Origin of the sequence: Bosea sp. Tri-49, from assembly GCF_003952665.1 — a bacterium.
Lineage (GTDB): Bacteria > Pseudomonadota > Alphaproteobacteria > Rhizobiales > Beijerinckiaceae > Allobosea.
The window spans coordinates 2309925-2335204 of sequence record NZ_CP017946.1 but is presented as its reverse complement, the minus strand read 5'-3'; the positions used below and the strand labels follow the sequence as shown (position 1 = coordinate 2335204).

At 65.8% G+C, this 25280-nt stretch carries 28 protein-coding genes and 1 tRNA gene; 19 read left to right on the top strand and 10 right to left on the bottom strand.

Annotation, left to right across the window (positions count from 1 at the left end; translation table 11 throughout):
* Positions 1 to 58 precede the first annotated feature (58 nt).
* Positions 59 to 1180, top strand: a complete 1122-nt coding sequence (locus BLM15_RS11580) for a ribonucleotide-diphosphate reductase subunit beta (RefSeq protein ID WP_126112892.1) — start codon at positions 59 to 61, stop codon at positions 1178 to 1180.
* Positions 1181 to 1369: 189 nt separating this feature from the next.
* Here BLM15_RS11580 and BLM15_RS11575 read toward each other — a convergent pair whose 3' ends face one another.
* On the bottom strand, positions 1370 to 1768 hold the full coding sequence (locus BLM15_RS11575) for a cyclic nucleotide-binding domain-containing protein (protein ID WP_126112891.1): 399 nt from the start codon (positions 1766 to 1768) through the stop codon (positions 1370 to 1372).
* Positions 1769 to 1996: 228 nt separating this feature from the next.
* On the opposite strand from BLM15_RS11575, the gene BLM15_RS11570 reads away from it, so the two are divergent.
* Genes BLM15_RS11570 through BLM15_RS11555 form a run of 4 tightly spaced genes read left to right on the top strand, consistent with a single transcriptional unit; the run spans position 1997 to position 4614 of the window.
* Positions 1997 to 2635 (top strand): lysophospholipid acyltransferase family protein, encoded by a 639-nt coding sequence (locus BLM15_RS11570; protein WP_126112890.1) that lies wholly within the window; start codon positions 1997 to 1999, stop codon positions 2633 to 2635.
* Entirely contained in the window at positions 2632 to 3582 is a 951-nt protein-coding gene (locus BLM15_RS11565) for a phosphatidate cytidylyltransferase (RefSeq protein ID WP_126112889.1), read from the top strand. Before BLM15_RS11570 ends, BLM15_RS11565 begins: the two co-directional genes overlap by 4 nt.
* Before the next feature lie 20 nt (positions 3583 to 3602).
* A complete protein-coding gene (locus BLM15_RS11560) occupies positions 3603 to 3986 on the top strand; it encodes a hypothetical protein (protein WP_206438629.1) in 384 nt (127 codons plus the stop codon).
* Complete coding sequence (locus BLM15_RS11555; RefSeq protein ID WP_126112887.1) at positions 3973 to 4614, top strand: CDP-alcohol phosphatidyltransferase family protein; 642 nt, start codon at positions 3973 to 3975, stop codon at positions 4612 to 4614. Before BLM15_RS11560 ends, BLM15_RS11555 begins: the two co-directional genes overlap by 14 nt.
* Before the next feature lie 23 nt (positions 4615 to 4637).
* Here BLM15_RS11555 and moaA read toward each other — a convergent pair whose 3' ends face one another.
* Complete coding sequence (gene moaA / locus BLM15_RS11550) at positions 4638 to 5639, bottom strand: GTP 3',8-cyclase MoaA (protein WP_126112886.1); 1002 nt, start codon at positions 5637 to 5639, stop codon at positions 4638 to 4640.
* A gap of 168 nt (positions 5640 to 5807) precedes the next feature.
* On the opposite strand from moaA, the gene BLM15_RS11545 reads away from it, so the two are divergent.
* A complete protein-coding gene (locus tag BLM15_RS11545; protein ID WP_126112885.1) occupies positions 5808 to 6176 on the top strand; it encodes a gamma-butyrobetaine hydroxylase family protein in 369 nt (122 codons plus the stop codon).
* 18 nt (positions 6177 to 6194) lie between these two features.
* Here BLM15_RS11545 and BLM15_RS11540 read toward each other — a convergent pair whose 3' ends face one another.
* Both BLM15_RS11540 and BLM15_RS11535 read right to left on the bottom strand, forming a co-directional pair.
* Positions 6195 to 7895, bottom strand: a complete 1701-nt coding sequence (locus BLM15_RS11540) for an ABC transporter ATP-binding protein (RefSeq protein ID WP_335904828.1) — start codon at positions 7893 to 7895, stop codon at positions 6195 to 6197.
* Positions 7896 to 8252: 357 nt separating this feature from the next.
* A complete protein-coding gene (locus BLM15_RS11535; protein ID WP_126112883.1) occupies positions 8253 to 9083 on the bottom strand; it encodes an SDR family oxidoreductase in 831 nt (276 codons plus the stop codon).
* Positions 9084 to 9173: 90 nt separating this feature from the next.
* Between BLM15_RS11535 and BLM15_RS11530 the strand changes: the two genes are divergently transcribed.
* From BLM15_RS11530 to BLM15_RS11520, 3 genes are all read left to right on the top strand, one after another.
* Complete coding sequence (locus tag BLM15_RS11530; protein WP_126112882.1) at positions 9174 to 10109, top strand: AraC family transcriptional regulator; 936 nt, start codon at positions 9174 to 9176, stop codon at positions 10107 to 10109.
* 377 nt (positions 10110 to 10486) lie between these two features.
* Positions 10487 to 11407: a dihydrodipicolinate synthase family protein gene (locus BLM15_RS11525; RefSeq protein ID WP_164547483.1), complete on the top strand. Its 921-nt coding sequence runs from the start codon at positions 10487 to 10489 to the stop codon at positions 11405 to 11407.
* Positions 11408 to 11530: 123 nt separating this feature from the next.
* Positions 11531 to 11713, top strand: coding sequence for a hypothetical protein (locus tag BLM15_RS11520; RefSeq protein WP_126112880.1), 183 nt, complete (start codon positions 11531 to 11533; stop codon positions 11711 to 11713).
* Positions 11714 to 11803: 90 nt separating this feature from the next.
* On the opposite strand, the gene BLM15_RS11515 is transcribed toward BLM15_RS11520, so the two are convergent.
* Positions 11804 to 12382: a L,D-transpeptidase gene (locus BLM15_RS11515; RefSeq protein WP_126112879.1), complete on the bottom strand. Its 579-nt coding sequence runs from the start codon at positions 12380 to 12382 to the stop codon at positions 11804 to 11806.
* A gap of 311 nt (positions 12383 to 12693) precedes the next feature.
* Here BLM15_RS11515 and BLM15_RS11510 point away from each other — a divergent pair, with 311 nt between their 5' ends.
* From BLM15_RS11510 to BLM15_RS11495, 4 genes are all read left to right on the top strand, one after another.
* A complete protein-coding gene (locus BLM15_RS11510) occupies positions 12694 to 12918 on the top strand; it encodes a hypothetical protein (protein WP_126112878.1) in 225 nt (74 codons plus the stop codon).
* Positions 12919 to 13036: 118 nt separating this feature from the next.
* A complete protein-coding gene (locus BLM15_RS11505) occupies positions 13037 to 13315 on the top strand; it encodes a hypothetical protein (protein ID WP_126112877.1) in 279 nt (92 codons plus the stop codon).
* A 181-nt stretch (positions 13316 to 13496) separates the two neighbouring features.
* Positions 13497 to 14138 (top strand): outer membrane protein, encoded by a 642-nt coding sequence (locus BLM15_RS11500; protein WP_164547482.1) that lies wholly within the window; start codon positions 13497 to 13499, stop codon positions 14136 to 14138.
* A 147-nt stretch (positions 14139 to 14285) separates the two neighbouring features.
* Positions 14286 to 14969 carry a response regulator transcription factor gene (locus BLM15_RS11495; protein WP_126112875.1) on the top strand — a complete coding sequence of 228 codons (684 nt, stop codon included), beginning with the start codon at positions 14286 to 14288 and terminating at the stop codon, positions 14967 to 14969.
* Between the two features lie 211 nt (positions 14970 to 15180).
* Here BLM15_RS11495 and BLM15_RS11490 read toward each other — a convergent pair whose 3' ends face one another.
* Positions 15181 to 16521, bottom strand: coding sequence for a sensor histidine kinase (locus BLM15_RS11490; protein ID WP_126112874.1), 1341 nt, complete (start codon positions 16519 to 16521; stop codon positions 15181 to 15183).
* Between the two features lie 213 nt (positions 16522 to 16734).
* Between BLM15_RS11490 and BLM15_RS11485 the strand changes: the two genes are divergently transcribed.
* The gene (locus BLM15_RS11485; RefSeq protein WP_164547481.1) at positions 16735 to 17403 is read left to right on the top strand and encodes an EipA family protein; all 669 of its coding nucleotides are present in this window, start codon (positions 16735 to 16737) and stop codon (positions 17401 to 17403) included.
* A gap of 28 nt (positions 17404 to 17431) precedes the next feature.
* Here the strand turns inward: BLM15_RS11485 and BLM15_RS11480 are convergent, their stop codons facing one another.
* Entirely contained in the window at positions 17432 to 18115 is a 684-nt protein-coding gene (locus tag BLM15_RS11480) for a lysophospholipid acyltransferase family protein (protein ID WP_126112872.1), read from the bottom strand.
* A 79-nt stretch (positions 18116 to 18194) separates the two neighbouring features.
* Positions 18195 to 18938: an alpha/beta hydrolase gene (locus BLM15_RS11475; RefSeq protein WP_126112871.1), complete on the bottom strand. Its 744-nt coding sequence runs from the start codon at positions 18936 to 18938 to the stop codon at positions 18195 to 18197.
* A 330-nt stretch (positions 18939 to 19268) separates the two neighbouring features.
* Here BLM15_RS11475 and BLM15_RS11470 point away from each other — a divergent pair, with 330 nt between their 5' ends.
* Positions 19269 to 20702 (top strand): aldehyde dehydrogenase family protein, encoded by a 1434-nt coding sequence (locus tag BLM15_RS11470; protein ID WP_126112870.1) that lies wholly within the window; start codon positions 19269 to 19271, stop codon positions 20700 to 20702.
* A 215-nt stretch (positions 20703 to 20917) separates the two neighbouring features.
* Here the strand turns inward: BLM15_RS11470 and BLM15_RS11465 are convergent.
* Both BLM15_RS11465 and gph read right to left on the bottom strand, forming a co-directional pair.
* Positions 20918 to 20992: transfer RNA gene (locus BLM15_RS11465), tRNA-Val, on the bottom strand.
* 36 nt (positions 20993 to 21028) lie between these two features.
* Positions 21029 to 21727: a phosphoglycolate phosphatase gene (gene gph, locus BLM15_RS11460; RefSeq protein ID WP_126112869.1), complete on the bottom strand. Its 699-nt coding sequence runs from the start codon at positions 21725 to 21727 to the stop codon at positions 21029 to 21031.
* A 211-nt stretch (positions 21728 to 21938) separates the two neighbouring features.
* Here gph and BLM15_RS11455 point away from each other — a divergent pair, with 211 nt between their 5' ends.
* The 4 genes from BLM15_RS11455 (at position 21939) to BLM15_RS11440 (ending at position 25224) form a co-directional block, all read left to right on the top strand.
* Positions 21939 to 22283 carry a hypothetical protein gene (locus BLM15_RS11455; RefSeq protein ID WP_236846732.1) on the top strand — a complete coding sequence of 115 codons (345 nt, stop codon included), beginning with the start codon at positions 21939 to 21941 and terminating at the stop codon, positions 22281 to 22283.
* Positions 22284 to 22416: 133 nt separating this feature from the next.
* Entirely contained in the window at positions 22417 to 23868 is a 1452-nt protein-coding gene (locus BLM15_RS11450) for an NAD-dependent succinate-semialdehyde dehydrogenase (RefSeq protein WP_126112868.1), read from the top strand.
* Positions 23869 to 23924: 56 nt separating this feature from the next.
* Entirely contained in the window at positions 23925 to 24575 is a 651-nt protein-coding gene (gene rpiA / locus BLM15_RS11445) for a ribose-5-phosphate isomerase RpiA (protein WP_236846731.1), read from the top strand.
* Positions 24576 to 24729: 154 nt separating this feature from the next.
* Complete coding sequence (locus tag BLM15_RS11440; RefSeq protein ID WP_126112866.1) at positions 24730 to 25224, top strand: DUF2059 domain-containing protein; 495 nt, start codon at positions 24730 to 24732, stop codon at positions 25222 to 25224.
* Positions 25225 to 25280: the final 56 nt, after the last annotated feature.

Sequence of the window (25280 nt, the reverse complement as noted above, 5' to 3'; positions counted from 1 at the left end):
AGATGCTCGGATCAAGCCCGAGCATGACGCCTTTTAGTTTCAAAATGGAACTCACCCCATGCTCGACTGGTCCGACACCAAGCCGGCGAACCCAGCCAATCCCGCCATCCTGAACGCACCCGCCGCCGACGCCACCGGCCTCGGCGAAATCGACCGCAAGGGCGGGCGGGTCAGCGTCGACGAGAAGCGGATGATCAACTGCCGCGCCGACGTGAATCAGTTGTTGCCGCTCAAGTACAAATGGGCCTGGGAGAAGTACCTCGCCGGCTGCAACAACCATTGGATGCCGACCGAGGTCTCGATGCAGGCCGACATCGCGCTGTGGAAGTCCAAGGACGGGTTGACCGAGGATGAGCGGCGCATGCTCAAGCGCAATCTCGGCTTCTTCGCGGCATCCGAATCTCTCGTCGCCAACAACATCGTGCTGGCGATCTACCGCCACCTGACCAATCCCGAATGCCGGCAGTACCTGCTGCGCCAGGCCTTCGAGGAGGCGATCCATACCCACACCTTCCAGTACATCGTCGAGAGTCTCGGCCTCGACGAGGGCGAATTGTTCAACATGTACCGCGAGGTGCCCTCGATCACCGACAAGGCGGCCTGGGCGCTGAAGCACACGCAGAGCATCGAGGATCCCGACTTCCAGACCGGGACGCCCGAGAACGACCAGGCCTTGCTGCGCGACCTGATCACCTTCTATGCGATCTTCGAAGGCATGTGGTTCTACACCGGCTTCGCCCAGATCCTCTCGCTCGGCCGGCGCAACAAGATGGTCGGCATCGCCGAGCAGTATCAGTACATCCTGCGCGATGAATCGATCCATCTGAACTTCGGCATCGACGTGATCAACCAGATCAAGATCGAGAACCCGCATCTCTGGACCAAGGCCTTCCAGGACGAGGTGCGCGGCATGATCCGCGATGCGGCCGAGCTCGAAGCCGCCTATGGTCGTGACACGATGCCTAGGGGCTTCCTCGGGCTCAACGCGGCGCTGTGCGAGCAGTACATGCACTTCATCGCCAACCGCCGCTGCGCCCAGCTCGGCCTCACCCCTGTCTTCGCCGAGACCGAGAACCCGTTCCCGTGGATGAGCGAAGCGATGGACCTGAAGAAGGAGAAGAACTTCTTCGAGACCCGCGTCATCGAGTACCAGAACGGCGGCGCCTTGAGTTGGGAGTGATACGACGGCAACCGAACGCCGGGTTGCCTGACAGGCGATCAGCCATCCCGAAACATCCGAAGCGCAATGGCCTGGTTTCAGGGAAACAATGCCGATTTCGTCAGTCTCGGGCTCGCCCGCCCTCCGCCGCCGGTTACACTCATATGCGGCCCGACCGCGGCGCGCGCCGGCGGCGACCGCTGACCGCGTTCACAAAGCAGAATTTGTTGCTCGCAGTCGGTCGACAACTTCTGACAGCACGTACCAGATGAAATTCGGCGTCGTTTCGACCATGAACCGGAATTGCTTTGCATCGACCAAGGCAATTTCGGAGGGTGCTATCGCTTTTGCCGTAGCGGATCGCGGCTTCCTGTCGATCAGCGAAACAATGCCGAAGGCTCGCCCTTCACTGACCTCTTCGATCAGTTTTCCGCGGCTGCTGACTTCGATTCTGCCGGTGAGAACAATATAGGCATGGGCGGGCTCGTCGCCCTCACGGAAGACGACATCCCCGGCGGCATAGTTGATCACCGTTCCCAGACCGCGGGCGAGCTGGCGGAAATCCATGGGCGCAAGGGCAGGCCTAGCCGCGGCGGAATGCTCGTTCATCGCTCGAACTCGCTCTCTGGTCGGTGGCGGCTCACTGTAGCGCAGGAACCAGGGAGCTCCAATCGATCCAGCAGGCCGCGGCCGGTGGATACGAGGTCTTTGGAGGCCCCCAAAAGGCGGTGAGCGGAAGCCCGCGACCAGCTTTCGAATTCGCCCCAGACCGCTGCAATGTCGACAGCGTTCGAGATGAACGTTACGTCATCGCAAGGGCGGCAATCGGGTATGGGGATGCGCGAAGCAGGGATCAGCTTGGCTGGTACGCTCATTGTGGTCTTTGCCCGCTTCATCACGGCGGTCCGCGGACGATGGGACGGCGTCGCGCCGACCGGTGAGCAGCGGATTTATTTCGCCAATCATGCCAGCCACGGCGATTTCGTCCTGATCTGGACCGTATTGCCGCGCCGCATGCGGTTCGCGACCCGGCCGGTCGCCGGAAGCGATTACTGGCTGAAGAGCAGCCTTCGGCGTTTCATCGGCCGCGATGTCTTCAACGCCGTCCTGATCGACCGGGACCGTGAGAGCCGAACGAGTGACCCGGTCGCCCAGATGACGGAGGCGCTCGATGCCGGCTCCTCTCTCATTGTGTTCCCGGAAGGGACGCGCAACACCACGGATGCACGGCTGCTGCCGTTCAAGAGCGGGCTGTTCCATCTGGCGCAGGCGCGGCCGAACGTTACGCTCGTGCCGGTGTGGATCGACAATCTCAACCGGGTCATGCCGAAGGGCGAGTTCGTGCCGGTACCTCTCATCTGCACCGTCACCTTCGGCGCTCCCATCGCCATCGCCGACACCGAGACGAAGCAGGAATTCCTGGCCAGGGCGGAGGCGGCGCTGCTGGCCCTGTCACCCAAGGCGAGCGTGCCATGACGATGCCGCATCCTGATCTCGTCGCCGTGCTGGCCTGTCTGCTTGCCGTGCTGGTCCTGGCTTCCGCTGTCGGCTACGTGCTGCAGCGCCGGCTTTCGCCGGATGGCTCGAATGCCGTGGTCGAGAACCTGAACGATCGCATCCGCGCCTGGTGGATCATGATCGTGCTGATGGGCCTGGCGCTGATCGGCGGCAAGACCGGCGTGACGCTGCTCTTCGCCTTCTGCTCCTTCGCAGCCTTGCGTGAGTTCATCACGCTGACGAACACGCGGCGCGCCGACCATTGGGCGTTGGCCGCCGGCTTCTTCATCGTGCTGCCGGTGCAATATTACTTGATCTGGATCGAGTGGTACGGCCTCTACTCGATCTTCATTCCCGTCTATGCCTTCCTGCTCATGCCGATCATCGCGACGGCGCGCGGCGACACCGAGCATTTTCTGGTGCGCATCGCCGAAGTGCAGTGGGCGCTGATGATCTGCGTCTTTTGTACCTCGCATGTGCCGGCGCTGCTGAGCCTCGACATCCCCGGCTATCAGGGGCGCAACGTCCTGCTGATCGCCTTTCTCGTCATCGTCGTGCAGATGAGCGATGTGTTGCAGTATGTCTGGGGCAAGCTGCTCGGCCGGACCAAGATCGCGCCCAGGCTGTCGCCGTCCAAGACGGTCGAGGGCTTCGTCGGCGGCGCGCTCAGCGCAACGGCGGTCGGGGCCGCCTTGTCCTGGATGACGCCATTCACGCCGCTGCAGGCGGCTTTCCTGGCGCTGGTCATTGTCGTGATGGGCTTCTTCGGCGGGCTCGTCATGTCGGCGATCAAGCGCGATCGCGGCATCAAGGATTGGGGTCATCTGATCGCCGGCCATGGCGGCTTCCTCGACCGACTCGATTCGGTGGTGTTCTCCGCCCCGATCTTCTTCCACCTCGTCCGATACGGCTGGTCGAGCACGTGAGCGCGCCGCTCGCGCGCCTGATGCGAAGCAGCATTGTGCATGTCGCCTTTGCCTTCATCGCCATGGGCAGCTGGGCGGCTTTCGCCAACCGCATCCACTCGATGCCGGCGCCGCTTCTCGCCGGGCTGATTCAGGGCACGTTGTCCGCTCTCATCACACTGCTGCTGAAAGGGGGCATCGAGTATCTCGCCAGCCGCTTCACCGGCCTGGCCGCGCTGCTGGCGCCGCCGGTGATCGCAGGATTCGTCTCCGCGAGCGTGCTGACGCTCATCCACACCATCGGCGGCACGCCCGAGATCGGCAGGACGATCGCCGTCCCGCTGACCGTCGCGACCAGCTATGCGGCGCTCTACAATCTCTCGCTGTGGCGGAGCAGGAAGGCGATGAACCATGGCGCAGAGTGACGATCGGCGGCCGCTCTCGAGCCGCGATACAGGCTGGGCCAGGGCGATTGCGCGCCGGCTGAGTGCCAGCGGCATCACGCCGAACCAGATCTCGATAGCGAGCATGGTGATGGCGGCCTTCGCCGGCGCCGCCTTCTGGCTCGCGGGCACGGCGGCTTCCGGGCCGCGCGCTGCCCTGCTGCTTGCCGCGGCCCTGTTCTGTCAGCTCAGGTTGCTCTGCAATCTCTTCGACGGAATGGTCGCGATCGAGGGCGGCAAGCAGGCTGCGGACGGGCCGTTCTGGAACGAGTTCCCCGATCGGATCGCCGATATCCTGATCCTCACCGGCGTCGGTTACGGCATCGGCACACCGGCCCTGGGGTGGGCGGCTGCCGGTCTTGCCGTGCTGACGGCCTACACCCGCGAGCTCGGCCGCAATTGCGGTCTGCCGGCCGACTTCTCCGGTCCGATGGCCAAGCAGCACCGCATGGCGACGATCACCGCGGCCGCGCTCCTGTCACTGCTGGAGCCGCTGTGGCGAGGCCAGAACGAAGTGCTGGTCGTCGCGCTCTGGCTCATCGCGGCGGGCGCTGCCGTGACGGCTCTCAGGCGGGCGACGAATATCGTACGCGGATTGCGGGCTCGCTGAGCTTGGTCGAGGCCCGCGCCGTCTCAGCCGCCGGTCACGCTCATGTGCCGGCCGACGGCGGCGCGTGGCTGGCGCCGGTCGATGACGAAGTCGTGGCCCTTGGGCTTGCGCGAGATCGCCTCTTCCATCGCCCGGTAGAGCAGGGCGTCGTCGCTTGAAGCCCGGATCGGCGCGCGCAGGTCGGCGGCGTCCTCTTGGCCGAGGCACATATAGAGCGTGCCGGTGCAGGTCAGGCGCACGCGGTTGCAGCTTTCGCAGAAATTATGGGTCATCGGCGTGATGAAGCCGATGAGGCCGTCCGTCTCGCGGACCCGGACATAGCGCGCCGGCCCGCCGGTCCGGTACGGATCGTCGTCGAGCGTGTAGCGGTCCATCAGCTTGGCCCGCACCATCGAGAGCGGCAGGAACTGGTCTAGCCGCGCCGGCTCGATATCGCCGAGCGGCATCACCTCGATCAGCGTCAGGTCCATGCCGAGCCCATGGGCCCAGTGCATCAGCCCCTCGATCTCGTCCTCGTTGACGCCTTTCAGCGCGACCGCATTGATCTTGACGCGCAGGCCCGCCGCGCGCGCCGCCTCGATGCCGGCGAGCACCTTGGAGAGATCGCCCCAGCGCGTGATCTTGCGGAATTTCTCGGGATCGAGTGTATCCATCGACACGTTGACACGGCGCACCCCGCAATCGGCCAGCTCCTGCGCATAGCGGGAAAGCTGCGAGCCGTTGGTGGTCACGGTCAATTCGTCGAGCGCGCCCGAGGCGAGGTGGCGCGAGAGCGAGCGGAACAGGTTCATGATGTCGCGCCTGACCAGCGGCTCGCCGCCGGTGATGCGCAGCTTGCGCGTGCCGCGCGAAACGAAGGCGGTGGCGACGCGGTCGACCTCCTCGAGCGTCAGCAAGTCACGCTTCGGCAGGAAGGCCATGTCCTCGGACATGCAGTAGACGCAGCGGAAATCGCAGCGATCCGTCACCGAGATGCGCAGATAGGAGATGTCGCGGCCGAACGGATCGGTCAGCGGCGCACGCATCAAGGGCCTGATGGGGTCATGCAGCACGGTGGCTGAAATCCTCGGGCGATCGCGGTCTTGCGGCGCAGTGCGCCTGCCGTTGCTCTGATATAGGAAGGCAGCATTGTCGGCCGCAAGCCCGCGGTCAAGCAGGCTGATGGTCGCAAGCCGTTCTGGAGAAACACGAAGATGTCAGATTGGCCGAGCGAGATCCGCCTGTCGAAGGATCGCCGCACCCTGCATGTCACCTTCGAGAGCGGCGAGAGTCATGCACTCGCCGCCGAATTGCTGCGGGTCGAGAGCCCCTCGGCCGAGGTCCAGGGCCATGGCCCGACGCAGAAGCAGACCGTGCCGGGCAAGCGCGAGGTCGAGATCATCAAGGTCGAGCCGGTCGGCCATTACGCCGTCCGCCTGACCTTCGACGACATGCACGACACCGGCATCTATGGCTGGGATTATCTGCGCGAGCTTGGCCGCGATGGCGAGGCGAAGCTGCAGGCCTATCTCGACGATCTCGCAGCGAAGGGGCTGTCGCGGGAGCGGGCCAGGAGAGGCTGAGCGCGCAGCAGGCTCTGCTTATCTTCCCCCGCGCTGAGGGCGTTGCGGCACGATAAAGCCGCCGGATTGATGCGCCCAGAGGTCGGCATAAAGCCCGCCGGCGGCGAGCAGGTCCGCATGGGTGCCCTGTTCGACGATGCGTCCGGCGTCCATCACCACCAGGCGGTCCATGAGCTGAAGCGTGGAGAGCCGATGGGCGATGGCGATAACCGTCCTGCCGCGCATCAGCTCCGAGAGCGCTTCCTGGATCGCGGCCTCGACCTGTGAGTCGAGGGACGACGTCGCCTCGTCGAGCAGGAGGATCGGGGCATCCTTCAGGATCACCCGGGCGATGGCGATCCGCTGGCGCTGCCCGCCGGAGAGCTTGACGCCGCGCTCGCCGACAAAGGCTTCGAAGCCCTGGCGTCCCTTGCCATCCACCAGCTTGTCGATGAAGGCATCTGCCTGCGCCTTTCGGGCGGCATCGCGCATCATGCCTTCGTCGGCCTCCTGGCGGGCGTAGAGGATGTTCTCGCCGATGGAGCGATGCAAAAGTGAAGAGTCCTGAGCCACCACCGCGATCCGGGCGCGCAGCGATTCCTCGGTGACATGGGCGATGTCCTGCCCGTCGATCAGGATGCGGCCCGATTGCGGCTCATAGAAGCGCAGCAGCAGATTGATGAGCGTCGACTTGCCCGCGCCGGAGCGTCCGACGAGACCGACCTTTTCACCGGCGGCGATGGTCAAAGACAGCCCGTCCACCACGCGGTGCGGCTGGCTGTAGTGGAAATGCAGATTCTCGAACCGGATCTCGCCATCCTGGGCCTCGAGCGGACGCGCGTCGGGCTTGTCGAGCAGGCTGAGCGGCTGCGCGATGGTTTTCATGCCCTCCTGCACGATGCCGATGTTCTCGAAAATCCCTGCGATCTCGAACGCCACCCAGCCCGACATGGCAATGATCTGGGTGGTGAGGAGAAGGGCGGTCGTCAGCGTCCCCGCGTCGGCGCGTCCCTCGGAGAAAAGCCAGACGCCGATGCCGCCGGTTGTGACCAGCAGGACCGCGTTGAGGCAGACCAAGCAAAACACATAGACGGTATTGAGCTGCTGCTGGCGGGCGAAAGCGGTCTGGAAGCGAAGAAATCCGTCGCGAATATAGGCGTCGTCATCGGCTCGGCGCCCGAACAGCTTGACCGTCATCATGTTGGTGAACGTGTCGACGACTTTCCCGGAGATCGCCGAGCGCGTCTCCGAGGTCTCACGAGACCTGACCTGCACCTTCGGCAGCGTGTAGGCGAGGAGCCCCCCATAGAACAGAAACCAGACCAGCATCGGCGCCGCCAGGCGAAGGTCCTGCGTGCCGAGCAGACCGATTGCGGTCGCGCCGAAGACGAGTATCTGCCAGACCGCTCGAACGAAGGCGACGATGCTTTCCCGCAGTGGTCGGGCCGTTTGCATCACCCGGTTGGCCAGTCGCCCGGCGAAGTCGTCCTGGAAGAAGGCGAGCGGCTGGCGGACGACATGCCAGTAGTTCTGCCAGTGGATCAGCGTCGTGAAGGAGACCGCGATCGAGTGGTTCACGAGCAGGCGGAACAGGATGGTGCCGAGCGGCCGGACCACGAGCACGATCGCCGCCATGATCAAAAGCAGCTGGCCGGCAGCGTCGAAAACCCGTTCGCGCGCGACCGACGACAGTACAGAGACGAGGCGGCCGATCAGATAGGGCACCACCGCCTCGATCACGGCGAGCGTGAAGCCGATCAGGAACAGCGCAGCGAACAGGCCCTTCGCCTGGCGCACGAAATGCCAATAGAACGATAGGAGACCGCCGGGGGGCTGGCCCGGCGGCGATGCGGTCGGATCGACAATCGAATCGAAGAACCTGAACATCGCACCTTATTGCAGCGGGCGCGCCGTGGCGGTCCACAACTTATGCGAACGAAAAAGGCCGGCACGAGGCCGGCCTTGAGCGCAGCGGTCGATAGGGCGGATCAGCGGGCGACGACGCTCGGGTGCGACCCTCGGCAGGCTCGTAGCGGCCGATTGTGTCCTTGTTCAGCATGCGCAGACCGCTGGACCAGCTCCAGCGTGCGTCTGGCTCTAAGCGGCGAGCTCCGGGCCGAACATCTCGCGCATCTTCTGCAGGTAATGATCTTCCGAGGTCGACCAGCGCAGTTCCGCCAGCAGCTTGGTGTCGGCGCCGGCCGGATAGCGGATCTTTCGACCATCGTCTGTCGCGGCTGCAAAGACGGCCTCGGCGACCTCCTCCTCGGTGCAGTACGGCGTCGGATAGCTCGCCATCTTACCGAAGCAGGACTGGGCGAAGCTGCTGTAATCGGGCGGAATAAGGCCCTGCATGCGTGGGGTGCCATTGGCGGTGAAGCTCGTGGTCGGCGCGTAGCCCGGTTCCACCAGCCTGGCTTTGATGCCGAAGCCCTCCAACTCGTAGGACAGCGATTCCGTGAAGCCCTCGACGGCGCATTTACTGGCGGCATAGATCGCCACGAGCGGCATGACCCCGATGGTCGTGCTCGAGGTGAGGTTGACGACATGACCACCGCCTTGCTTGCGCATTTGCGGGATGATGGCGCGGCAGGTCGCAAAAACGCCGAAGGTGTTGGTCTCGAACACCTCGCGGATCGTCGCATCCGGCGTCGCCTCGACGACTGAGGCCATGCCGATCCCGGCATTGTTCACCAATGCGTCGATCGCACCGAAGGTGGCGACGCCCTCGGCGATCGCCGCGTCGATGCTGCTCTGGTCGGTGACGTCGAGAGGAAGCACTTTCAACCGGCCCGAGCTCACCTCGAACGAAGCCGATTCGGGGCGGCGCATCGTCGCCAGCACGTTCCAGCCGCGCCGCAGGAAGAGCTCGGCTGTCGCCTTGCCATATCCCGATGAGGTGCCGGTGATGAGGACTGTCTTGATCATTCTGATCTCCGTTGGTCGCACTGCCTCCAATAGACAGAATTTCGGGACGATCTATAATCGTAGATCCATGAAACATTATCGATCGTCCAAATGGACCCTCTCAGCGATATCGTTGCCCTGCTGCGCCCTCACGCCGCTTTGTCGAAGCCGATAACCGGGCGGGGCGCCTGGGGCGTTCGCTATGCGGCCTACGGGCAGCCGGGCTTCGCGATCGTTCTGTCCGGACAATGCTGGCTTGCGCTCGACATGGCCGAACCGGTGCGGCTCGAGCGCGGTGACTTCGTGCTCCTGCCGTCGACGCCGGCCTTTGCGTTGTTCAGCGAGCCCGGCGTCGCCCCTGTGCTGGTGGAGCCGTCTGAAAAGGCTACCCGGCATGGCGAGATCGATGGCGAGCCCGATGTCGAAATGCTGGGCGGTGCCTTTCAGGTCGAGCAGGTCAACGCGCCGCTTCTGCTCGGGCTGCTACCCCGTATGATCCATATTCGCGCGGTGGACGGCGGAGCCGGCCGGATTTCCGGCATCGTCGGCTTGATCATGGACGAGTGCGCAGCCGATCGCGCGGGCCGGGACATGATCCTGCAGCGCCTGCTGGAGGTGATGCTGGTCGAGTGCCTGCGCTGGCATGGCGTCGAGGAGGGAGTTTGGCCGACCGGGCTGCTGGCCGGGATGCGCGACCCGGCCATGGCCAAGGTCCTGCGTGCACTCCACTCCGATGTTCGGGCTGGATGGACGGTTGCCGACCTCGCCGACCTCGCCGGCATGTCGCGATCGTCCTTTGCGAACCGGTTTGCCGAGGCTCTTGGCTGCGCCCCGATCGAATATTTGGCGCGTTGGCGGATGGCTCTGGCGCAGGACGCGTTGAACCGCGGGGCAAGATCGCTTGAGCGCCTCGCGGAGGAGATAGGTTATGAATCCGCCAGTGCTTTCAGCACGGCGTTTCGCCGGCGGATCGGCTGCTCGCCGAGAGCGTTCGCCCGTGCCTGTCGCACCGACAATGCGGCTTCATCGCGCTCGGCCGCCGCATAGCCGGCATGAATCGAAGCAAACAAAAAGGCCAGCTTCACGCCGGCCTTTCGTAACCCTTCTGCAGTGGCATTCAGCGCGCGACGGAGACGAAGCGCTCGCAGAGGTTAATCACATCCTCGTTCGGCACGCCGCCCTGATGCCGGCTTCACACTATTCGCCCCGATCCGCATCGAACCCTTATGCCGACCGGCCTAGCCTTGATCCGGCGTCGTGCTCGGGCACGTTTGGAACCAGAGGCGCCATCGAACCCCGACCGCCCCGTGGGGTTTGAGGGCCCTCGGCCCCTGTTTCACCGGTCGTCCCGAGTTCGGCCGAGGCGCAGCGGAGCAGAACGCTCCGCTGCGCCTCCATCGTCAATCCACTCTGCCGAGGTCGATATGGATCACTGGCTTCATGGGATGTTCACCGCGCTCGTCACGCCCTTCAGGGCCGGCGCCCTCGACGAGCCAAGCCTGGCTCGGCTGGTGGACTGGCAGGTCCAGGAGGGTGCCGATGGCATCGTGCTCGGCTCTGCCAGCGGCGAGTATTCGACGCTGTCCGGCAAGGAACGCATCCGGCTCGTCACGGTTGCGCGCGCCGCGGCTGGGCCTGGTTATCCGATCCTGGCTGCCGCCGGGTCGTATTCGGCCGCGGACAGCATCGCGGAAGTCAGGGAGGCGACTGCGGCAGGGGCGAGCGCCATTCTCCTGCGGCTGCCCTATTACAGCAAGCCGACGCAGGCCGGCCTTGTCCGGCACGTCCTGTCGGTGGCGGAGGTCACCTCGCTACCTGTGATCATCGACAACGATCCCGATCGTTGCGCCATCGACCTTGCACCCGGAACCCTGGCCGAGATGGCCGAACATCCGACCATCGTCGGCATCCTCGAGCGGCGCGGCGATATCGCCCGTTGCGATCGCATCATGCGCAACTGCAGCCGGCACTTCCTGCGCCTAACCGGGGCCAGCGACACCATCCCGTCCTATGTCGTCGCGGGCGGCTGCGGCGCGGTCACCAGCATCGGCAATCTCGCGCCGCGCCTGCTGCGCCGGATCAGGGAAGCCTGCCGCGCCGGTGCATTCGAGCAGGCCCAGACCCTCCAGCGGCGGCTGATCCCGCTCCATGACCTGCTGTCCCGAGAGCCCGATCCGGTCGCGGTCAAGCTGGCCCTGTCGTTCCAGCATCCGGGTGTCGGCTCCGTCTGCCGGTTGCCTCTGGTCGCGGCGCAGCCCTCGCTGGCCGAGGAACTCAAATACGCGCTCGATGACCTGCCGCGACCGAGCAATGGTCACGCGATCGAGCATCGTTCAGCGGCCTGACTTTCAACAGCCCGCATGAGCGCGTCCTCGCGCTTATGCGGGCTTGATGACGCCGAGCCATGGCCGGCATCGCGAGCTTACGCGGACCTGGTCGATCATCCGCCGTCAAATACGGAGGTCGCCATGACCACTTATGAAGCGTCGGAGAGACAGCGGCGCGCGGCTGCGCATCGGACCGGACCTCGCAACGAGCTGTCCGATACGCGGTCCAGCGAGATCGCCCGGGACCTGTTGCAGTGCCTCGTCCTGCTGCTTCTGCTGGCCGGTGTCGTGGCCGCCCGAGTATATTTCACGGCCCCGTTCTGATCGCCCTGCGCCTCGTTGCCGGGGCGGGTCGAAGCAAACAAAAAGGCCGGCACGAGGCCGGCCTTTCGTAATGCGCGATGCAGCGTTCGTTCAGCGGGCGACGACGACGCGGGTGCCGACCTTGGCGCGCTCGTAGAGGTCGATCACGTCCTCGTTCAGCATGCGGATGCAGCCGGAGGAGACCGCCTGGCCGATCGTCTCCGGCTCGTTCGAGCCGTGGATGCGGTAAAGGGTCGAGCCGAGATACATGGCGCGGGCGCCGAGCGGGTTCTCCGGGCCGCCGGGCATGAAGCGCGGCAGATCGGGGCGGCGCTTCAGCATCTGCGCCGGCGGGGTCCAGCCCGGCCACTCGGCCTTGCGGGTGACGGTCTGCGAGCCGGCCCAGTCGAAGCCGGGGCGGCCGACGCCGACGCCGTAGCGGACGGCCTTGCCATCGGGCAGCACGAAATAGAGGCGGCGCTCGCTCGTGTTGATCACGATCGTGCCGGGGCGATAGGTGCCGCTGAAGGAGACAACCTCGCGCGGGATCGCGGTCGCCTGCGCCTTGGCGGGGTCGACATAGGTGACGAGCGGCTGGCGGGTGAGCGGGTCGATCTCGGCGATCGCGGCAGTCGCCGTGGCCGCGACGGCCGTGCCGGCGATCAGGGCCAAACGGAAGAAGCGGAGCATTGCGGCCTCGGAAGGGAGTGCGGGGGTGGCGGGCGCTAAGAAAGGTGACGGAAAAACGTCAACAATTCCCCAAATCTCTGGCAGAGCGAGGGCTGCCATACAATCGATCGGCGTTCACATCGGCGCGACCTTCCGAGCTTTGGAGGCGCCCGTTGCCGGTGTGCAACAGGCGCGGCTGTCTGAAGGCTGCTTGGCCCGATCTGGGCGGTTTTCGGGCGGAAGCGAGGCGAGCAATTTCGGGGAACCGCGGGGGGCATCGGTGCGTTCTCGTTGCGCCGCATACGTAGTGACGATGTCGAGGCCTGCCGACCATGATTCCCGAAGACAGCGAAGAACAGCGCATCATCAGGATCGCGCGGGCGCTCTGCCGCTCGGCGCGCATCGACCCTGATGCCGCTATCGACGAACGCACCCGTCACCTTCTTCGCGAAGCCTATCACTCTCCGGCAGAGGGACTGCCTGCGTGGGTCGCCTTCCGTGCTTCGGCTCGTGATTTCGCCGCTCGTTATCCGCGCGAGATTGTGAGCAGCCTCTGACGGCTTCTCCGATTGTCGTTAACCGGCCGTTCGCCTAGTATTCAGATGAAGGGGCAACTTCCGATTGCAAAGCCGAGCGGGCTCTGGTCCGCTGCATGCAAACGCCGGGAAGCTCGCCATGCCTGCGTGCCAACTCAATGCCGGACCAGACGAACTCGCTGCCCTCGGAACAGCCTTTCATGAGGCGTGGCGGCATGTCGGCCCGATCGACGGACCGTTCGAGAATCCCCATCGCGAATGGCTCGCACGCCTGATTCTCGGCCTGCGCCGCTCCGGCCATTCCGGCGACATCACGCTGCTCGCGATCGAGCAGTTCCAGGCGACCTCGCCCTTGGCCGAATGGGCGAGCAGCACGCACGGCGCGCAGCCGCGTCCTGAGCGCATCGGCCGCGGCTGAGCGCCACCCGCGGCGACCGTACACCTCCAACGGACCTGATTCAGGCTGGTGCCCGCATGGCGGGCAACGTTGCCGTAATCTTCGCCCGCAATCTGCGCCGTGCTGACCCGGTCCGATGAACGGACCTGCGGTCGCAAGCCTGATGCGTCGGCGGCGATCAAGCCGCCGCAAGGAGCCTTTGATGAAGCGTCTCATTCCGATGGTCGGCCTCGGCCTGCTGGCCCTGCTCGCGGTTCCGGCCATGGCGGCCGATCGTCCCGCGCGCGTGCAGCAATACCAGCCGGCCTATTCGCAGCCGCGTCCCTATAACTGGAACGGCATCTACGCCGGTGTGCATGCCGGCGCCGCCTTCGACCGTTTCGAGGGAACCGCCAAGAAGAGCCGCAACGAAATCCTGCTCGGTGGTCAGGTCGGCTACAACCTCCAGATGGGCGGTCTCGTCACCGGCCTCGAGGCCGATATGTCGATGAACGGCTTCGGCAAGGGCGCCAAGCGCACCGGCGGCACCAGCGCGGACATGCGCTACGCCGGCACCCTGAAGGCCCGCGCCGGCTTCGCCTTCGATCGCCTCCTGGTCTACGGCCTCGGCGGTGTCGCCTATGGCAGCCTGAAGGCGAGCGACGGCCTGGTCTCGAAGGAGAAGAGCAAGATCGGCTATGTCGTCGGCGCCGGCGCCGAATACGGCATCACCGACAATCTCTCCGCCAAGGTCGAGTACAACTATGTCTCGCTCGGCAAGCAGAACTTCCAGTTCAACAGCGGCCGCGCCCGCGTCGGTGTCAGCGAGCATATCGTCAAGACCGGCCTGAACTACCGGTTCTGAATCCTGAAATCCCGGGCCAGGTGACCGGCCTGGATCGCCTTGCGGCCTTATTGCCGCGCCAAGGCATGGATGGAGCGTGATGTGTCTGGATATTTCGCCCCTATTCCGGCATCACGTTCCATCCGTGCACCCTGAATCGACCCCTTAATGCGCGCACTGATCGTCGAGGACGAGCCTCAGCTGATGGCTTTCCTGTCCTCGCTCCTTACCAATGCAGGGCTGATCGCCGATCGCACGACCACGATCGATGCGGCGCTGGCGGCCCTGCGCTCTACTCCCTTCGACATCGTCATCGTGGATCGGCGCCTGCCTGATGGCGACGGTCTGTCGATCGTCAAGGCGCTGAACGCTTCCGATACGCGGCCCGCTTTCCTGATTCTGACCGCCCGCGATGCCAAAGCCGACGTGATCGAGGGCTTGAACGGCGGCGCGGACGACTACCTGGTCAAGCCCTTCGAGCCGGAGGAGCTGCTGGCGCGCCTGCGGGTCATCATGCGCCGGCGCAATCCCAAGCGCTCGCTGGTGATCACCGCGGGCAATCTCTCGCTCGATCTCGAGGGGCGCTGTGCCTCCGTCGGTTCGGAACTGCTCGACCTGCGGCGGCGCGAGGCGCTGATCCTGGAAGCACTGGTCCAGCGCGTCGGCCGCGTCGTCACCCGCGACGTCCTGATCGAGGCCGTCTACGGCTTCGACGATCTGATCGAGTCGAACACGCTGGAGGCGCAGATCTCGCGGCTGCGGCGCAAGCTCAAGGATGCCGGCGCCCGGGTCGAGATCACCTCGCTGCGCGGCATCGGCTATATGCTGAGGGTGTCGGAAACGGTAGCATAGCACGTGGTTCTCCGAGACGGATGATGCCGTCTTTCCGGGGCAGACCGAAGGCCTGAGCCCGGAACCCAGAATAGCTGCCATCTCCGGAAAAGCGCGGCGACCGTAGCGCTATCAATTGTAGTCGGCATCGGTTCTGGGTTCCGGGCCCTTCGCTGCGCGAAGTCTCGGAATGACGCTGAACTCGGAAAGAAGGGCGCTTTGAGACAGCGCCTCAGGTGCCGGGCTCGGACGGCGGGAAGACCAGCCGCACCATGGTGCCGCCGCCCGGCCGGCCAAGGATGGTGAGCGTCCCGCCATGGGCCGCCATGATGTCGCGCACGATCGTCAGGCCAAGCCCGGCACCGGTGGAATTCGGCGACATCCGGTTGAACGGCTCGGTCACCTGCGAGCGGTCGGAGGCCTCGATGCCGACCCCGTCATCGGCGACTTCAACCACGGCGCTGTCGATCACCTTGACCAGGATTGTCGATTTCGCTTGGGCGTGGCGCAGCGCGTTGTCGACCAGATTGGCGATGGCCGCCCGGACCGTAGGCTCGTTAGCCTGGATCAGCGATCGGCGATCGCCTTCCTCCTCCAGCGCGATATCGGCGCCGTTGCTCAGGATCAGCGGCGCGAGATCGGCCAGTACCGCGCGGGCGGTGCTGTTGAGCTGCAGCGGCTCGAAGGGGAGTTCCGTGCTGTGCAGGCGCGCGAGCTGCAGCATCGACGAGACGATGGTGGTCAGCCGGTTGACGTCGGTGGTGAGCGCCAGCCGCATCTGATCGTTCGGCAGCGCGTCGATCCGGCCGCGCATCACGGTCAGCGGGGTGCGCAGCTCGTGCGCGACATTGTTCATGAAGCGCTGCTGCACCTCCATGTTCCCGGCGATCTGGTCGAGCGCGGCATTGAGCGCCGTGGTCAGCGGCATCAGCTCGATCGGGGTCTCCTCGGTCGGCAGCAGGCCGCGCGGCGCCCTGGGGTCGATCCGGGCAGCGGCCTCCGCGGCGCTGCGCAGCCGCTCGCCAATATAGGACACCGACATGGCGATCGCGCCTGCGATCAGCAGGCCGAAGACCACCGAGATCGCCAGCGCCGAGCCCGCGATGGCCCGCAAGTAGAAGCCGAGGATCAGATCCCAGCCCGGTCGGCCGCCGCCGGTTGCGACGATGAAGCGGTTGCCGTCCTTCTCGATCACGTCGAAGGCGAGCGCATTATCGCCGCCGACCCGCATCTGCGCAGCGATGGTCGGCCCGTCGAGCCGAATGTCGATCGGCAGGCCCGGCCGCAACTCTGGCGCATACTCGACGACGGAACGTCCATCCGAGACGAGGTACCAGAGGCCGGGGCTGGCGCGCTCGATCCGGGTCAGGTCTGCGGTCTTCTCGACCTGCAAGGCGTTGCCGGATTGCTGGCGCACGCCTTGCCGGATGATCCGGGAGGTGACGTCGTTGCGCAGGGCGCCAGGATCCTCGGTGATCAGGGCGAAGGCGATGACAGCGCCGATGAAGGCGGTGAACAGGACGATGCCGAGCAGCGACAGACGCAGGGTGAGGGCGCGCGACAGTGAGGTCATGGCCGGTCTCCGCTATCATGCCGGGCTGCGCGGCGACCTTCTCGGGAGAGCAGGTCTGTCGCTTGCGATCGGCTGGAGATTGATGCGGCGTTGCGGGTCGTCACGGAACCTCGATCGGGGTATGGCTTGCGGAGCGGGGCGCTCGCCTCTTCCTGTCTCTGCATGGACCGTATTGCCATTGCCGTTCAACTCTCTCCCGGAGCTGCCGGCCTGATGTCCGCGTTACGCGTCATCCGGAGTTGGCCTGGGCTGCGCTTCATGCTGGCCACGCTGCTGGCCTTGGTGCCGAGCCTCGTGCTCGCGCAGGGGGCTGTCACGAAAGGGGATGTCCGGGCCGGCCAGCTGCCGACAACCCCGCGGCAGGATATTTTCGGGATCGTCGAGGGCGTCTTCGACACCGCTTCCAAGACGGTCAGCATCCCGATCGAACGCTCGCTTGCGCTCTTCGGCGAGCCGAACGCCTATATCGTCGGCGGCGAGCTCAGCGGTTCCTTCGTACTCGGCGGCCGCCATGGCAGCGGCGAATTGCGCTTCTCCGACGGGATTCCGATGCCGGTGAGCTGGTCGGCGCTCTCCGTCGGCATCGGCCTCGGCGCCGATTACGGCCGGGTGATCATGCTGGTCTACGGGCTCGACCGCTACGAGGATGTGTTCGGCACCTATGGCAGCCTCGGCGGCAGCGCCCATTTTCTCGCCGGCGCCAACGCCACCATCCTCGCCTCCACGCGCGCCCGCATCGTTCTGATTTCCTCCGGCCTCGGCCTGCGCCTTTCCGGCGATCTCAGCCGCATCGTCATCGAGCCGGCGGGTGTGCAGGAACAGCTGCGCCCGCCCGGCAGAATCTGCGCCACGCCGGCTGACTGCCCCTCGCCGGGTCGCTGACACGTCTCGGATAAACAAGGCTTCGGTCCTAGCGGCGCCGCTCGATAAGGCGACGTGCCGTGGCGTGCAGCTCGTCGAGCTGGCTCGAAATATCGAGCGCGATCAGGCCCATCTCGCGCTCGTCCGCCGTTCGGCGGACATAGAGCGGCTCCGACCAGAGAATGCAGCCGCGGCCGAAGGGCAGGGCGATGCTCGCCTTGTCCCAATTGTCGAGTTCGACGCGCGCGCTGGTCACCGCGGCGAAGAGATAGATCGGTCGGCCCGTGGCGCGCGCGAGCTGGACCGCGCCCTGGCCGGCGACGCGCGCAACCTTCGGGACATCGGCGGTGAGCAGGAGACTGGTTCCGTCGCGCAGTGCCTCGCGCATCTCGAAGAAGGCGGGAATGGCGCGCTTGGCCTGGATCTTCGTGCGGCTCTGCGTGCCCGAACCGCGGATAACCTGGAAACCGGCCCGCCCCACCACCGAGGCCACCACGGATCCATCGAAATGCAGCGAGGCCAGGATCGCGACCTGCGAGGCGCCGTCCAGCGCCGCCAGACTCAACATCTGCTGGCCATGCCAGGTCAAGGCGATGAAGGGCTCGCGGCTTCGTTCCCACGGCCTGGCGCCCGGGATCGCCGGCTTGAAACGGGTCGTCCGCTGGACGAAATCGAGATAGGCGTGCAAGGCGCGGCCGGCGATTGCCACGGATTGTCCATTGCCGAATCGCATGATCCGATCTCCACGGTGGCTCCGGTGGAGTGGTCGTTGCGTCGGTTTGCTCGAACATTGCGCGGCTGTGCGGCCGCCTTCAGCGCATCATGAACTTGACGATGCGGGCGACGAACTCCTCGTCTTGCCCCGCAAAGCCGTGATGAGCGCTGGAGCGGCAGGGATTGGCCTCGTCGGCATTGCCGCCACTCATCCACTCGATATGGGCCCGGCCGCCGGCCCAGGCCTGGAAGGGCGCGACGCCGGCAGGCTGTGTCCAGCGGCAGCGATCCTCGCGATGGTGCAGCGCGAGCGTTCGAGGCAGCCGGTTCGGCGTTCCCAGGATGCTCTGGACGGTGTCGTCGGGACCGGATGCCTTGCTGAGGAAGCCGGAGGTCAGGACCAGCCTGTCCGGCATGGCGCCCTCCACGAGCCCTTCGGCGGCTCGCTGCGTGCCCTTGCTGGTGGCGATCACGATGACCGGGCGCTTGATGGCGGCCATGTGGTCGACTGCAGCGGAGAGGTTCGTCCCGAGCTCGGCGAGAAGCACGTTGTAGCCTTGTGCGACGAACGCATCGCGGTTGCGGATCAGGACGTTGTCTCCGGCCTTGCCGAAGCGCGCGCCGCTGCCGACCTCAAGACGCCCGTCGCCGCCGGTCAGCAGGATCACGCTGCCCTTGGGATGTGGAGCCCGGATGAGGATGCTGCGGACGCCGCTGATCGTGACGGTCTCGCCGCCCTTGACCGTTATCGGCGCTTCCGCCCGAGCTGACGGGGCGGCGAGCCACAAGGCGATCGCGAGGGCGCCGAGCGCGCGCGAAGCGCGCTGCTGAAATCGAAGCATGGTAGGTGTCACCCATTCACTTGACGCAACGCAAGGTCTCGCGACTCGAAGATGTCGCGCCTGCGCCCTTCGCCCAGGATTCGGTGGCTACATTGCACCAAATGTGCAGCCTGCTTCTTGCTGACGTTCCGGCTACGCGTCCGATCGGAAAGGCGCCCAGATATGGCAATTCGTCGTCGGCCGCTCCCGCGCAGGGTATTCCCCCCATTCGCCCACCGCGCGATGACAGGCGCCTCCGGGCTGCTACGCTGTATCTGACAAGACACAGCGCAGGGGCAGGCCGGTTCACATGTCCGGCCGAGCGTCGCGCAGAAGGAAGGAAGCCCGCTCATGTCTCATGCCCTCCAGTTCTACATCGACGGTGCCTGGGTCGACCCCGCTGCCGGCCTGAAGACCCTCGACGTGATCGACCCCTCGACCGAGGAGGCATTCGCGCAGATCGCGCTCGGCAGTGAGGCCGATGTCGACAAGGCCGTCGCGGCGGCACGCGCCGCCTTTCCGGCCTTCGCCGCAACCTCGAAGCAGGAGCGGCTGGCGCTGATGCGGCGCCTGCTCGAAGCCTATAAGGCGCGCTATGCCGATATCGCGGACGCGCTGTCGCAGGAGATGGGCGCGCCGAAGGAATTGGCTCACCGGGCGCAGGCTGCGATGGGCACCGGGCATCTCGCCAAAATGATCGAGACGCTGGAGAATTTCGAGTTCGAGGAACTGCGCGGCACCACCCTGATCGCCAAGGAGCCGATCGGCGTCGTCGGTATGATCACGCCCTGGAACTGGCCGCTGAATCAGATCATGTGCAAGGTCGCGCCGGCTCTCGCGGCTGGCTGCACCATGGTGCTGAAGCCTTCCGAGATCGCCCCGATGAATGCGATTATCTTCGCCGAGGTGATGCACGAGGCCGGCGTGCCCAAGGGCGTGTTCAATCTCGTCAACGGAGATGGCCCGACGGTCGGCGAAGCGATCTCGCGCCATCCCGGCGTCGACATGGTCTCCTTCACCGGCTCGACCCGCGCCGGCATCCTGGTTGCCAAGGCGGCCGCCGACACGGTCAAGCGCGTGCATCAGGAGCTCGGCGGCAAGTCGGCCAACATCCTGCTCGACGATGTCGACCTGAAGCGGGCGGTCAAGCTCGGCGTCGAGAGCGTGATGCGCAACTCCGGCCAGTCCTGCAATGCGCCGACACGGATGTTCGTGCCGGCCAGGCTGCATGAGGACGCGCTGGCCATCGCCAAGGCGACCGCCGAACCGCTCAAGGTCGGCGCGCCGTCGGCGGAGAGCGTCTTTCTCGGCCCGGTCGTCAGCGAGACGCAGTTCGACAAGATTCAGCGCCTCATCGAGAGCGGCATCAAGGAAGGCGCGACCTTGGTCACCGGCGGACCGGGCCGGCCCGAGGACCTCAACCGCGGCTACTTTGTCCGGCCGACGGTCTTCGGCAACGTGACCGACGAGATGACGATCGCGCGCGAGGAGATCTTCGGGCCGGTGCTGTCGATCCTGCCCTATGAGAGCGAAGAGGAAGTGATCGCGCGGGCGAACGACACACCCTACGGGCTCGCCTCCTACGTCCAGTCCGGCTCGCTCGAGCGGGCGCGCAAGGTCGCGGCGCAGATGCGCTCCGGCAACGTCTACATCAACTATCCCGCCTGGGACGCCGGCGCCCCGTTCGGCGGCTACAAGCAGTCCGGCAATGGCCGCGAATATGCTGACTTCGGCCTCGAGGAATTCCTCGAGATCAAGGGCACGGTCGGCTACGCCGCAGCCTGACCCAGGCTCGTAAAGCAGCGCCTTCCAGAGACCGCCGAGCCGACGCTCGGCGGTCTTTGTGCGTTGGGGCTGTCCGGATGCGCTGATCTGTTCGTGGTGGCTGCCCGGGAGGGGACGAAGCGCCGGAAGTGCCGCTGATCGAATCAGGGCCAGCATGGCGCGCATCTTCACGCCCTGCGCTGGTGCGCCGGGTCTTCCGAAAATGTCGGGGAAAATGGTGGGCGGCACAGGGATCGAACCTGTGACCCCTCCCGTGTGAAGGGAGTGCTCTACCGCTGAGCTAGCCGCCCGGACCGCGCTGTTCCTAGTGGGGCGCGCCTGCGCCGTCAAGAATGAGTAGCGAGCGCCGGTTCGCCGCCGGTCAGACGGCGCACTGCCTGGGGCAGTTCGCTGAAGTGCTGGATCACCAGATCGGGATCGAGAGCCTCGACAGGCACGTCGGTATAGCCGAAGGGCACGCAGACCACGGGGATGCCGGCGGCGCGCGCCGTGCTCACATCGGTGCGCGAATCGCCGACCATGACTGCGCGTGCCGGATCGGCGCCGGCCTCGGCGATGGTCTGCGTCAGATGGCGCGGATCGGGCTTGAAGAAGGGGAAGCTGTCGCGCCCGGCGATCGCCGCGAAACGCCCGGTAATGCCGAAATGGTCGAGGATCAGCCGCGTGTGCAGGATCGGCTTGTTGGTGCAGACGGCGAAGACGAAGCCGTCGGCGGCGAGCGCGTCGAGCGCGGCAGTCACGCCGTCATGGACGTAAGAGTCCTTGGCGACCGCGCCGGCATAGATCACCAGGAATTCCTCGAACAACTGCTCCAGCTTCTCGGCATCGAGCGGCCGGCCGCTGACCTTGAAGCCGCGCTCGATCAAAGCTCGCGCACCGGCGCCGACCAGTTCGCGCGCCCGCTCGATCGGCAGCGCCGGCAGCCCTTCGCGCTCGAGGATGACATTGAGCGTGTGCATGATGTCGGGAGCGGTCTCGGCGAGGGTGCCGTCGAGATCGAAGACGACGATCGGGGGCAGGGACATGAGCGATCCTGTAGGGCGGCCATCCGCATAAAGGCCGGTCGGCGCGGCTTGGCAAGGGCGCTTCGGCAACAGCCACTTCATCTCGTCGTGACCCCGCCGCAATCGCGATGATACGGCTCGGCCGGCATGATAGGGTGCAGGCGAATCGTCGAAAGGGGTCGTAGCGGTGCCGAAACTGTCGAGCTGTTCCAGAAGCTCCCTCGGCCGGGCGCTGGGCGCCGGCCTGTTCGTCTTGCCAGTCTTCGGCGCGGCGTTGGCTGCGCCGTTCGAGTTTGCACCCGCCCCGCAGACCGACCTCAATCGCGTCTATCGCATCGACAAGGCGACGGGCGAAGTCGGTGCCTGCCAGTTCCAGCTCAAGGAGGGCGGCGTCGGCATCACTGTCTGCTTCCCGGCGGGCGAGGGGGCCGGCCCGCAGGCGCCAAGCGACTATGTTCTCGTCCCCTCGCGCCATGAGCGCGAAGGCGGCATCTTCCGCGCCAATGTCCGCACCGGTGAGCTCAGCGTCTGCTACGTCTTCGACGACAAGGTCGTCTGCACGCCGATGGCGAAATAGCGGCTGCCGACGGACTGGTGGCCGAACAGTAACTGCATTCCGCGCACCGCCTGCATGCGGCGTTTTGCTATCGGCAAGCGCTCGCGCCACGTGCTAGAGCCCCGGCAACCCGCTCACGCCGCCGGAGGCTCGCATGCTGACGCTCAAGGATCCCTCGCTGCTGCGTTCGCAGTGCCATGTCGATGGCGCCTGGATCGGCGATGGCGTCGATGTGGTCGACAATCCGGCGACGGGAGAGGTGCTGGCCAAGGTGCCGCGCTTCGGCGCCGACGAGACCACCGCCGCGGTCGAGGCCGCCTCGCGCGCTTTCAAGCCCTGGGCCAAGAAGAGCGCCAAGGAGCGCTCGGTCATCCTGCGCAAATGGTTCGATCTGATCATGGCGAACCAGGAGGACCTGGCGCAGATCATGACGGCCGAGCAGGGCAAGCCGCTCAGCGAAGCCCGCGGCGAGGTCGCCTATGCCGCCTCCTTCGTCGAGTTCTACGCCGAGGAGGCCAAGCGCATCTATGGCGAGACCATTCCCTCGCCCTTCCCGAATTCGCGCATCATCGTCGCAAAGCAGCCGGTCGGCGTCTGCGCCGCGATCACACCCTGGAATTTCCCGGCGGCGATGATCACCCGCAAATGCGCGCCGGGTCTGGCGGCGGGCTGCACCTTCGTGGTCAAGCCTGCTCCCGACACCCCGCTGACCGCGCTGGCGCTGGTCGTGCTCGCCGAACGGGCTGGCTTCCCCAAGGGCGTCATCAACATCGTCACCGGCGACGCAGTCGCGATCGGCGGCGTGATGACCAGCCACCCGGCGGTGCGCTTCATCGGCTTCACCGGCTCGACTCCGGTCGGCAAGCTCCTGATGCAGCAGGCGGCCACGACGGTGAAGAAGGTCGGGCTCGAGCTCGGCGGCAATGCCCCCTTCATCGTCTTCGACGATGCCGATCTCGACAAGGCGGTCGAGGGCGCGATCATCGCCAAGTTCCGCAACATGGGCCAGACCTGCGTCTGCACCAACCGGCTCTTCGTCCAGGACGGCATCCATGATGACTTCGTCGCCAAATTCGCCGGCGAGGTCGCAAAGATGAAGGTCGGCAACGGCGTCGAGGTCGGCGTCGTGCAGGGACCGCTGATCAACGAGCGCGCGGTCGAGAAGGTCGAGCGCCACGTCGCTGATGCGGTCGCCAACGGCGCCAAGGTGATGGTCGGCGGCCGCCGCCATGCGCTCGGCCGCACCTTCTACGAGCCGACGGTGATCTCCGGCGTCACCACCAAGATGCTGGTGACGCGCGAGGAGACCTTCGGGCCGATCGCGCCGGTCTATCGCTTCACGAGCGAGGATGAGGTCGTCGCCATGGCCAACGACACGCCGTTCGGCCTGGCAGCGTACTTCTACACGAAGGATCTCGGCCGCGCCTTCCGCGTCGCCGAGGAGCTCGAATACGGCATGGTCGGCGTCAATTCGGCCATTCTCGGCACCGAGGTCGCGCCCTTTGGCGGCGTCAAGGAATCCGGCCTCGGCCGCGAGGGCTCGCTCCACGGCATCGAGGAGTTCGTCGAGATCAAGTACATGCTGATGGGTGGGCTCGGCGCGTGAGCGAGGAACTGAAGAAGGCCGCCGCGCTGGCGGCGCTGGAGCTGGTGCGGCCGGGCATGCGTCTCGGCCTCGGCACCGGCTCGACCGCGAAGCTCTTCGTCGACGGGCTCGGGGCGAAGGTCGCTGCCGGCCTGGAGGTGCTTTGTGTCGCGACCTCGGAGGCAACGCAGGCGCAGGCGCTCGGTCTCGGTATCCCGATGTCGACCCTCGACGAGACGCCAGAGCTCGACCTCACCATCGACGGCGCCGACGAACTCGACAGCGCCTTGCGGCTGATCAAGGGCGGCGGCGCCGCGCATCTGCGCGAGAAGATCGTTGCCGCCGCTTCGAAGCGCATGATCGTGATCGCCGACACCGGCAAACAGGTCGAGACGCTCGGCCGCTTCCCGCTGCCGATCGAGGTCGTGCCCTTCGGGCTCGAGGCGACGCGCCGGGCGGTTGCTGCTGCGATCGCTTCGGCCGGCGCGCATGGCGAGCTCATTCTGCGAAAGCGTCCCGATGGTTCGACGCTGCTGACCGATGGCGGCCACTACATCCTCGACGCGCATCTTGGCCGGATCGAATTGCCCGAGGTGCTGGGGCTGGCACTCAACCAGGTTCCCGGGGTGGTCGAGCACGGCTTGTTTCTCGGCCTGGCGACGGCGGCCTTCCTCGCCGGAGCCGACGGCGTCCGCGTCCTCGGCGATCCTGCCGCCGAGCGCCGTTGAGACTAGCTTGACGACCTGATCCGGCCGCAAAAGTGGTTTCCACTTTGGCTGGACATGTTCTAAGAGCGGCCGGCGGCTGCTCTTGGTCAGGGACGTTGCCGCGCCAAAACAATGGAATCGCCGCATTCCGGACGATCGACGAAGGGGTAACCGCATGATCCGTCACAGCCTGGCAGGCGCGCTTTTTTCGCTGGCGTTGTTCATGGTGCCCGCACACGCGCAGCAGGCGCCGACGCCGGAGCATCTCAAGGCTGCCCGCGAGGTCGTGATCTCTTCCGGCCTGTCGCAGTCCTTCGAGTCGATCTACGCCGAATTCACCGCCGGTGTCCGGCAGAACATCGGCTCGACCCGGCCCGAGCTGAAGAAGGACATGGACGAGGTCCTGACCGCGCTCAAGGCCGAGGCCGATCTCCGGCGCGACGAGATCGTCGACGGCTCGGCCCGGATTTTTGCCAGCAAGATGACCGAGGCCGACCTCAAGGACGTCGCGGCTTTCTTCAACTCGCCCGTCGGCCAGCGCTACAATTCCTATCGTCCGCAGGTGATCGATGAGATATTCGCGTTGCTGCAGCCCTGGAGCACCGCGACCAGCAACCGGCTTTTCGACCTCTTCCAGGCCGAGATGCGCAAGCGCGGCCATCAGCTCTGAGCTGAAAGCCTGGCTCTCGATAGCAAAAAAAGGCCGCCGGCGAAACCGGCGGCCTT